We start from the raw sequence: 9,310 nt of genomic DNA, 5'->3' as shown, positions 1-9,310 counted from the left end.
GTGGCTGGCAGGCCAATAAAAGACGCACTTGTGCGTGGCTAGTAATATTAGGGCTATGCCCGAAAATGAAAAACCACCCGCTAGGCGGGTGGATGTTTATTGCACTTGTAAAAACGGAAACGCCCAACTATAATGAGTACATAAAAAGCGGTTATCATGCCGTGTTAAACAGGAGGACAATCTTGAAGAATGAACTTGTGATCGTGCTTGATTTCGGCGGACAGTATAACCAGCTTGTTGCCAGGCGCGTAAGAGAATGTAATGTATACTGCGAGATCTATTCTTACAAAACAGATATTGAAAAGATCAAAGCAATGAATCCGAAGGGAATCATCCTGACAGGAGGACCGAATAGCTGCTATCTGCCGGATTCACCTACCTATACAGAGGAATTATTTAAACTGGGCATTCCGGTACTTGGCTTGTGCTACGGTGCACAGCTTATGATGCATGTTCTTGGCGGGGAAGTGAAGAAAGCAGATGTGAGAGAATATGGAAAAACAGAGGTTTTGATTGATAAAACTTCTTCAAAGATTTTTGATAATGTTTCACCATCTACAATTTGCTGGATGAGTCATTTCGATTACATTTCCCGAATTGCTCCGGGATTTGAAATATCCGCACACACGGCAGACTGTCCTGTAGCTGCCGCAGAAAATGCAGAAGAGAAGCTTTATGCAATTCAGTTTCATCCGGAAGTGCTTCATACGGTAGAAGGAACGAAGATGATCAATAATTTCGTGAAAAATGTGTGCGGCTGTACCGGAGATTGGAAGATGGATGCGTTTGTAGAAAGCACGATTGAAGCAATCCGCGCAAAAGTCGGAGACGGAAAAGTGCTGTGCGCTCTTTCGGGAGGCGTAGATTCTTCTGTTGCTGCAGTTATGTTGTCAAAAGCAATCGGAAAGCAGCTTACTTGCGTATTTGTCGATCATGGTTTGCTGAGAAAAGATGAAGGCGATGAAGTTGAAGCCGTTTTCGGACCGGAAGGACCGTATGACCTCAATTTTATTCGTGTCAATGCTCAGGAAAGATTTTATGCAAAATTAAAAGGTGTGGAAGAGCCGGAAGAAAAACGTAAAATTATCGGTGAAGAATTTATACGTGTATTTGAAGAAGAAGCAAAGAAGATAGGTGCAGTTGATTTTCTTGTGCAAGGAACAATCTATCCGGATGTAGTAGAAAGCGGTCTTGGAGGCGAGTCTGCGGTTATTAAGTCGCATCATAATGTAGGCGGCTTGCCGGATTATGTTGATTTTAAAGAAATTATAGAACCGTTGCGAGATCTTTTCAAAGATGAAGTGAGAAAAGCCGGATTAGAATTAGGAATTCCGGAATATCTTGTGTTCCGTCAGCCATTCCCCGGTCCGGGACTTGGTATCCGCATCATCGGAGAAGTGAACGCTGAAAAAGTGAAAATCGTGCAGGATGCGGATGCCATCTACCGTGAGGAAATCGCAAATGCAGGATTAGATAGAAGTATCGGCCAGTATTTCGCGGGGCTTACAAACATGAGAAGCGTCGGTGTTATGGGCGATGAGAGAACTTATGATTATGCTATTGCACTCAGAGCGGTGAATACAGTTGATTTTATGACTGCGGAAGCAGCAGAGATTCCGTATGAAGTGCTTAATAAGGTAATGAGCAGAATTATCAATGAAGTTAGAGGCGTGAATAGAGTTATGTATGATCTGACAAGTAAGCCGCCGGGAACGATTGAGTTCGAATAAGTTGGAGTATCAAAGAAACCCAGTATTTATGCGGGGTTGCGGCACTTCAAGAAGTCTTTTGATAACAAATTGATAACAGTTGCATAAGAGCCATTATTCTTGTAATCCAATGGTTTTGCGGTTAAAGAATGATTGACAGGTGGTTGTGCAACAAATAAATCCATATTATAAACTAAGCCCTTAGCTGTGGGTATGAAACTCATGGCTAAGGGTTTTTTGTCGTCTTTATTTATCTGGTTTGAGTTGGTCTTTGAACATTTCAACCAAAGCGTCACTAAGTTCCTGTGAGGGTACTTTTGCCCATCTCTGTGTGGTATCGAACTTCGGATAGTGGTAACGCCAGTTATCGTATTCTTCCCTGCTGATTTCTTCGGAAGATAACTTGTCCGCCTGCTCTTTCCAAGCATAGAGCATTTTTAGTAGTTCGTGGGCGTTTTTTCCTTTTTCCTTGTTGACTTTCAGACAGATTTCTCCGTCTGCTTCGCTGACAGTCAGACCATACAGATCTTCAAGGGTAAACAAAGTGTGCATCAGTCCGATATAGCTGTCAATGTCAGGTACATCGAGGGCATGAGGGGAAACATCAAGTGCCTGTGCCAATGCAGCAGTAAGTTCCGCCTTCGGTTTTCTTGTTCCTGTTTCATATTGAGCTAAACGTACATCAGCACTTCGTTCAGGAAAACCGACAATCGTACCAAGATATTTTTGTGTCATTCCACGCAGAATGCGGAAAAAATGTATTCTTTCTCCAATAGCCATCATCATCGCTCCTTGTATATGTAGTGTAATCAGTATAGCAGATATGTTTAGGAGAAGTCAAGATAATACAAAACAAAAAAGTTTAATATTTTTCAAAAAACCGCTTGACACAAGCAAATATGCTTAGTATAATGAATTCGAAATTAAGCAAATAAGTTTAGAAAAGAAGGAGGGCAATCTATGGATAACAAATTTATTCGTGCCGGAGAAGTGGCACAGGAACTAAGCGTATCAAAGCCTTATGCCTATAAGTTAATTCGACAGTTGAATGAGGAATTGAAAGAAAAGGGCTTTATTACGATTGCGGGGCGTGTGAACCGCCAGTATTTCTATGAAAGGCTCTACGGAGCAGGAAAGGAGGAAAAATAATGCCGGTATTTAAGAATGAGGACAATGGAACATGGTATGTGATGGCAAGGTATGTGAACTGGAAAGGCGAGCGTAGGCAGAAATGTAAACGTGGTTTTGCTACCAAGAAAGAAGCACAGGAATGGGAGCGGATGTTCCAGTTACAGAATGCTTCTGACCTTGATATGAGTTTTGAAGCCTTTACCGAATTGTATATCCGGGATGTGAAAACACGTCTGAAGGAGAACACATGGCTGACAAAGGAGCATATCATCCGCACGAAGATACTTCCGTATTTCGGAAAGTTAAGGATTAGCGAGATTTCCACAAAAGAGATTATCACATGGCAGAATGAACTGCTTGCCTATCGGGATGAGAAGAAAAAGCCATACTCACAGACCTATCTAAAAACGCTGCACAATCAACTGTCAGCCATATTTAATCATGCGGTACGTTACTATGAGCTGCGTTCCAATCCTGCCGCAAAAGTAGGAAATATGGGAAGTGAGGAACACAAGGAAATGCTGTTTTGGACAAAAGAAGAATACAAGAAATTCTCTTTTGAAATGATGGACAAACCAGTTTCCTTTTACGCTTTTGAAATGCTCTATTGGTGCGGTATCCGAGAAGGAGAACTTCTTGCACTGACCGCAGCCGATTTCGATTTTGAGAAAGAAACCGTCAGAATCAATAAATCTTATCAGCGGCTACACGGAGAAGATGTGATTACCACACCGAAAACAAAGAAAAGCAACCGCATGATCAAAATGCCGAAGTTTCTTTGTGAGGAAATGCAGGAATATCTGAGTATGCTTTACGGATTAAAGAAGAAAGACCGTATCTTTACAGTCACAAAAAGTTATCTCCATCACGAGATGGACAGAGGGGCAAATGCCGCAGGGGTAAAGCGTATCCGCATTCACGATCTCCGTCACCCGTATGTCAAGCCCACGACAAAAAAATTTGCATCTTTTTTGAAGTTTTTTCGGGCAGCTGCAATAGCTGCCCGTAGCTGTTCCATACGGTATTCATGGCTCATGCTTCCTTTCCAGATTTCTCCGTTCCTAAAAAGTCCTGCGTAACATATTCTATCTCAATCCGATCCCCAGGAAAAACATATACCCTGTTGATAAGCCGGTCTATCAGCGATTGCGTCAGGACATCGGTGCTGCCTACTTCCTGAACAATTTCCCGCTGTTTCAGCCTCGCCTCATAATCACTCTGTATCTGTTTGGTCTGCGCTGTGATAGCGGCATGGACATTCTTGGCCTGTACCAGTTCCGCGTCATATACTGCTTTCTGTGACCGGTAGGTTTCCAGATCGATCTCGCCAAGCGCATACCGTTCATAAAGCTGCCGTTTGCTGTCCTGTATAGCCCGCAACTTATCTTCATGCTCGGCCTGCTGGACCGTCTGTAAATCCAGCTTATCTTTACTGCCGTCGATTCCCAACGCCGGACACATCTGCGCCCGGATCGTCTCAAAGACTACCTGCTCCAGATCAGCCATCTTTACCCGCACGCCATGACAGGGAAAACTTTCTGACACTTCGGAATGACGGCAATAAAACCATGCTCCATTTCTGAGTGACATAGCATGATCGCAGCATCCACAAAACACCTTTCCCCGAAGCAGATAGTCACGCCTTTTTTTATTGGGGAGGGAAAAACGCTTAATAGAAGTATTGGCCTGCTCAAACAATTCCTTGCTGACAATCGCGGAATGATGGTCGGGGATTTTGAACCACTCGCTTTCATCTTTGAGCTTCATGCAGCGGCTGCCGATTTCCTGCACCTTGCGTTTGCCGATTATGTAGGTGCCGATATACCGCTGATCCTCCAGCATCCGCAGGACTGTTGAACTGCTCCATACGCCGTGTGTCCTTGACACATTATAATGGTCTTTTCCGTTATCCCTCCGATACTCTCCAGGCGTGGGAATATGGAGGGCGTACAACTTGCGGGTGATCTCTGCTGCGGTATTGCCTTCAGCCGCCCATTCAAATATCAGACGGACATTTCCCGCAACATTTTCGTCCGGCTCCATACGCCCGTCTGCGCTTTTGCGGTAGCCGTAAGGACAGATAACGCTCTGGTACTCGCCCCGGCGCATCTTCGCATATTTGGCGCTTTTTGTTTTCATGGACATATCACGGCTGTAGCACTCGCTGATAAGATACTTAAAGGCAACATCAATCCCTCCGGTATCTCCTTTGAAATTGACGGTGTCAAAATCGTCGCTGACAGAGATAAACCGGGTGTGATAGAGCGGAAACACCCGCTCGATGAAATAACCGGTCTCAATGCTGTTGCGTCCAAACCGGGATAGGTCTTTGACAATGATACAGTCGATACTTCCTGCCTGCACCATCGTCAAAAGCTCCTGCACTGCGGGACGTTCAAAATTCGTACCCGTATGGCCATTATCGACAAACTCCAAAACCTCGCCATTATCCCATTCCGGCAGCGACATGGCTTTTTCCCGCAGGATAAGGCGCTGGTTCGGAATACTCAAACTTTCTGTCTTAATATCCTCCACGGATAACCGAATATAAAGGGCAATTACATATTTGCGCATGACTCCACTTCCTTTCCCTGAAATTCACTCTTAAAGCGGAAGGTCACATGAATATCCCGTTTGTGGTCTATCTCGATCCGCTCAATCAGCCGGTCAATCAGTTCTGCCGTAAGCAGGTGATCCTTTGCCAGTGACTTTGCATCCTTTTCCATAGTCCGGTAGCGTACAAACTGTTCGTCGAGAGCATCCATATCCCTTTCAAGCTCGGTGATCTCACCGGACAGTGTATTGATGGATTCCTCATAATCCGCTTTCAGTTCAAAGTATTCCTCGCTTGTCAAAACACCCTGTACAAAGTTCTCATATAGGCCGCGGATCAACCGGCGTTTCTTTTCAATTTCCTGCCGTTTGGATGACATCTGGCCCCTGAGTTTATCCTTTTCCTGTTTTTGCCTTGCCTCCAACTGAAAGAGGGGGAGAGACATTCCCAGGGCAACCGTCAGCTCTTTCTCCAAAACAGATGTGACCGTAGCGATCAGCTCCGTTTCCTGTATCATCACACCCTTGCAGCTATCTTTTTCTACCCGGCTGTTGGTAAGGCAATGAAACCAGTAAATATCCGGCCCTTTTTTGCGCTCCGCCCGCTGCCGGTGGAGACTCCTGCCGCAATCCGCACAGAATACCTTTCCCTTAAAGATATTGGGGGTATATGGTTTTTTTGGCACAGCCTTGCTTTGCTCGCAGACCTGTTTCCGATAGTCCTGTACCGCCTCAAAAACCGCATGGCTGATAATAGGCTCATGGGTATGCCTTGCAACGATCAGATTATCGTCTCCGGCCTGTACCTGCTGGTGGTCTACAATTTTGGTCTTGCCCTGTACCAGATCACCGGTATAAACCTCACTTTCCAGTATCTTCATTACAGTACGGGTCTGCCATTTCCCGCTCCCGATCAGCCCAGGGCTGGTAATTTCACCGGTAGTCTTTTTATAATGGCTTGGGGCAGGAATCCCCATTTCATTCAGATTACGCACAATACGGTTTAACGCTACACGCTCATAAGCCCACTGGAAAATCTGCTGCACAACAGGAGCGGCGGCCTCGTCAATCAGCAGTTTATGACAGTTCTCCGGGTCTTTCCGGTAGCCGTATGGAGCCCGTGCGCCAATATAGTCACCGTCTTTCATGGCCTGCCTTGCCTGGGCCTTGATCTTCCGGCCAATATCCAGCGAATAGGCTTCATTTATCATGTTTTTCAGCGGAAGCATAATGCCTCCGTGAAGATTGCCGGGGTCTGCCGTATCAAACTGATCTGTAACCGCAATAAAACGGACATTGTGCGTGTAGAAATACTGTTCGATATAATAGCCGGTATCAATGGAATTACGCCCCAGGCGGGATAGGTCCTTAACAATCACACAGTTGATATAGCCTGCCTCAATATCCGAAAGCATCTGTTGAAAGCCCGGACGATGGAAATTCGTGCCCGTCATGCCGTTGTCGATATAGGTATCATAGACGACAAAATCCGGTTTATCAGCAAGAAAATCATTCAGGACCAGCTTTTGGTTTTCCACCGAACATCCCCGTTTCTTGTTATCCTCCACGGAAAGCCGGATATACAGTGCTACATGAACATATAAAGATGGTACTGGCTCAGCCGTGATTACTGTTTCTTTTCTGCTCTTTCTTGCCATTTAACCCACCTTCCTTTCCGCGGCCTGTTCTACGATCTGCTCTGCCAGGGCAACCGCTTTTTTGTATTCGTCCTGATAATTAAATTCAATATGCAGCTCGTCCTTGCTAATCACGCGAATACTGCGGATAAGCTGCATGACTGCGCGGCGGTCAATTTCCTCCATCGTGGAAAACTGCATGAAGTGATTGATCCAGCGGTTCCGCTCGCTGCGGTTTTCCAATACATCTGTCAGCCGTTCCTCCCATTCCGCAACTGCCTTTTGCAGCAATTCAATGTCCGCATTGTATTTCCGCTTGTAGGATAGATATTCTTCTTTGGTAAGAATCCCGCTCACCAGATTTTCATAGAGCTTCGTCTTGAAACCCTCAATCTGTGCCAACTGTTTTTCATTGGCTCTGATCTGTCCGGCGTATTCCTGGGCCAGTTCCCGGTTGATCCGTTCCTGACTGATACTGGACAACAGCGAATCCAGAGAAGCCACATTTTCAATATGGCCCTTTAAGCTGTCCTGCACACACTCGATCAAGTCGTCCTCTTTCAGCATCACAGAGGAAGCGCAGCCATTCTTTTTGCCCGTAGGGCAATAGTAGTAGTGGTATTCCTTGTCTTTGTAGCGGTTTGTCTTACGGGTCATGCGGCAGCCGCAGCATCCACAGATCAAAATACCGGAGAACAGATATACCTTATCCGATTTAGGAGAGGTCCGGGTGTCAATCCGGCGAAGTCGCTGAATCAGGTCAAAATCGTGTTTCTGGATAATCGCCTCATGGGTGCCCTCTACACGAATCCACTCGGATGAAGGCTTATCCTCACGCTCCTTCAATTTGAAGTGGGGCGTTGTCTGTTTTCCCTGCACCAGTGTCCCGGTATAGGTTTCGTCCTTCAAAATGCGGATGATGGTAGTGGCAGACCATTTACAATCCTTACGGTCCGTATAGCCGCCTTTGGCATGGGGCATCCCGTGATTCCTCTTATAAGCCAGCGGAGAGAGAATACCCATGCGGTTCAGTTCATCAGCAATATGGGAAGCACTGAATCCTTCCAGACGCTTTCTGAAAATATCCCGTACCACACCCGCTGCATACTCGTCAACTTCCAAACTCTTATGCTTGTCGCCAGTTTTTACATAACCGTAAATAGTAAAAGCTCCAACAAAATCACCGCTGCGTCGTTTCACATCCAGGGCACTCCGGGTCTTTACGGAAATATCCCGGCAGTATGCCTCGTTCATAATGTTTTTTACCGATACGGTGAGATCATCTGCAGCGTCATTTTCCGTGTCTACATTGTCATTGATGGCGATAAAACGGACGCCGTAGGCCGGAAATACCCGACGCATATAACGGCCCGTCTCTATGTACTCACGCCCCAGGCGGGAAAGGTCTTTTACAATGACACAGTTAGCCTCGCCCTGTTCGATCATCCGCATCATTTCCTGAAATGCTGGACGGTCAAAGAGGACACCGCTGTAACCGTCGTCAATCTTTTCTGCCACAACCTCAATCTCCGGGTGCCGGGCAATGAAATCATCAATGAGCCGCCGCTGATTGGCAACGCTGTCACTTTCCACCGACTTGTCATCCGTATAGGAAAGACGGATATACTTAATAGCTTTATAAACCTGCATAAAAAAACACTCCTTTCGTTGCGCAGAAAAATCCCCGCAATTCAAGAAGTGTGGTTATGCCGTATTCAATTCCTTTTCCGACTCTTATTGTACCACGCTCTTACGGGAAAGTCAGCCCTTTTCTGGAAGAAATTTTGCTTCACCGTAAAATACCCTTGATACATTCCTCCAGGGTGGCACCGCCAGGGGCAAAGCTGGCCCGGACGGTAAAACGTCCGCACTTAAAACGGTAAGGGTTTTTGATCTGGCGCACAAATTCAGTGATTCGTTCCTCGCGGGGAAGCTCCTTATCCACGGTGACATCCCGAATGTCTACCAATGAACCGCTTCCGCCAGCAGTAATATTCTCCATAATACCAACTCCTTCCTGAAATTACTGGTCTATCAAAACCACATGAATAAGCCGGACCCGCCCTATAAATAGAAACAGGTCCGGCCCATTGTATCTGATTTCGATTTTGCTTGCCGTATTTGCCACGCCCCCCGGCAGCTCTGTCTACACAAAGCGGGGTTGCCATAGGCTGCGGCCAGCTTTACCGCATCATAGCCCCGCAGATGCCGCCGCTTTGCCAGAGCAAGCGCACACCGCAGGGACTTCCCTTCAAGTCCGTGAGAGATTGTGAAAAAGTA

Annotated in this window: 8 protein-coding genes; 3 read left to right on the top strand and 5 right to left on the bottom strand. The window is 46.2% G+C overall.

Annotated features, from left to right (window positions below; translation table 11 throughout):
• Nucleotides 1-182 precede the first annotated feature (182 nt).
• Complete coding sequence (guaA, locus tag ACZM6M_RS17495; RefSeq protein ID WP_009320664.1) at nucleotides 183-1,730, top strand: glutamine-hydrolyzing GMP synthase; 1,548 nt, start codon at nucleotides 183-185, stop codon at nucleotides 1,728-1,730.
• Nucleotides 1,731-1,955: 225 nt separating this feature from the next.
• Here the strand turns inward: guaA and ACZM6M_RS17490 are convergent, their stop codons facing one another.
• A complete protein-coding gene (locus ACZM6M_RS17490; protein ID WP_035125020.1) occupies nucleotides 1,956-2,489 on the bottom strand; it encodes a helix-turn-helix domain-containing protein in 534 nt (177 codons plus the stop codon).
• A 180-nt stretch (nucleotides 2,490-2,669) separates the two neighbouring features.
• On the opposite strand from ACZM6M_RS17490, the gene ACZM6M_RS17485 reads away from it, so the two are divergent.
• Together ACZM6M_RS17485 and ACZM6M_RS17480 are read left to right on the top strand one after the other, a co-directional pair.
• The gene (locus tag ACZM6M_RS17485; RefSeq protein ID WP_004847343.1) at nucleotides 2,670-2,858 is read left to right on the top strand and encodes a hypothetical protein; all 189 of its coding nucleotides are present in this window, start codon (nucleotides 2,670-2,672) and stop codon (nucleotides 2,856-2,858) included.
• On the top strand, nucleotides 2,858-3,919 hold the full coding sequence (locus ACZM6M_RS17480) for a site-specific integrase (protein ID WP_489490632.1): 1,062 nt from the start codon (nucleotides 2,858-2,860) through the stop codon (nucleotides 3,917-3,919). Before ACZM6M_RS17485 ends, ACZM6M_RS17480 begins: the two co-directional genes overlap by 1 nt.
• On the opposite strand, the gene ACZM6M_RS17475 is transcribed toward ACZM6M_RS17480, so the two are convergent.
• The 4 genes from ACZM6M_RS17475 to ACZM6M_RS17460 form a co-directional block, all read right to left on the bottom strand.
• Nucleotides 3,873-5,414, bottom strand: coding sequence for a recombinase family protein (locus ACZM6M_RS17475; RefSeq protein ID WP_009250005.1), 1,542 nt, complete (start codon nucleotides 5,412-5,414; stop codon nucleotides 3,873-3,875). The two genes, ACZM6M_RS17480 and ACZM6M_RS17475, sit on opposite strands and share 47 nt — an antisense overlap.
• Complete coding sequence (locus ACZM6M_RS17470; RefSeq protein WP_009250004.1) at nucleotides 5,399-7,051, bottom strand: recombinase family protein; 1,653 nt, start codon at nucleotides 7,049-7,051, stop codon at nucleotides 5,399-5,401. The genes ACZM6M_RS17475 and ACZM6M_RS17470 overlap by 16 nt, the downstream gene beginning before the upstream one ends.
• Nucleotides 7,052-8,680 (bottom strand): recombinase family protein, encoded by a 1,629-nt coding sequence (locus ACZM6M_RS17465; RefSeq protein ID WP_009250003.1) that lies wholly within the window; start codon nucleotides 8,678-8,680, stop codon nucleotides 7,052-7,054.
• A gap of 139 nt (nucleotides 8,681-8,819) precedes the next feature.
• Nucleotides 8,820-9,032 (bottom strand): DUF6870 family protein, encoded by a 213-nt coding sequence (locus ACZM6M_RS17460; RefSeq protein ID WP_009250002.1) that lies wholly within the window; start codon nucleotides 9,030-9,032, stop codon nucleotides 8,820-8,822.
• Between the last annotated feature and the right edge of the window lie 278 nt (nucleotides 9,033-9,310).

Source organism: Enterocloster sp. (assembly GCF_057861365.1).
This window is presented reverse-complemented; position numbering and strand designations above follow the sequence as displayed.

What these genes read in the sequence shown, in the direction of transcription:
- ACZM6M_RS17480 (WP_489490632.1), top strand. Translation starts at nt 2,858, where the DNA reads ATGCCGGTATTTAAGAATGAGGACAATGGAACATGGTATGTGATGGCA.
- ACZM6M_RS17465 (WP_009250003.1), bottom strand. Translation starts at nt 8,680, where the DNA reads ATGCAGGTTTATAAAGCTATTAAGTATATCCGTCTTTCCTATACGGAT.
- ACZM6M_RS17460 (WP_009250002.1), bottom strand. Translation starts at nt 9,032, where the DNA reads ATGGAGAATATTACTGCTGGCGGAAGCGGTTCATTGGTAGACATTCGG.
- ACZM6M_RS17485 (WP_004847343.1), top strand. Translation starts at nt 2,670, where the DNA reads ATGGATAACAAATTTATTCGTGCCGGAGAAGTGGCACAGGAACTAAGC.
- ACZM6M_RS17470 (WP_009250004.1), bottom strand. Translation starts at nt 7,051, where the DNA reads ATGGCAAGAAAGAGCAGAAAAGAAACAGTAATCACGGCTGAGCCAGTA.
- ACZM6M_RS17475 (WP_009250005.1), bottom strand. Translation starts at nt 5,414, where the DNA reads ATGCGCAAATATGTAATTGCCCTTTATATTCGGTTATCCGTGGAGGAT.
- ACZM6M_RS17490 (WP_035125020.1), bottom strand. Translation starts at nt 2,489, where the DNA reads ATGGCTATTGGAGAAAGAATACATTTTTTCCGCATTCTGCGTGGAATG.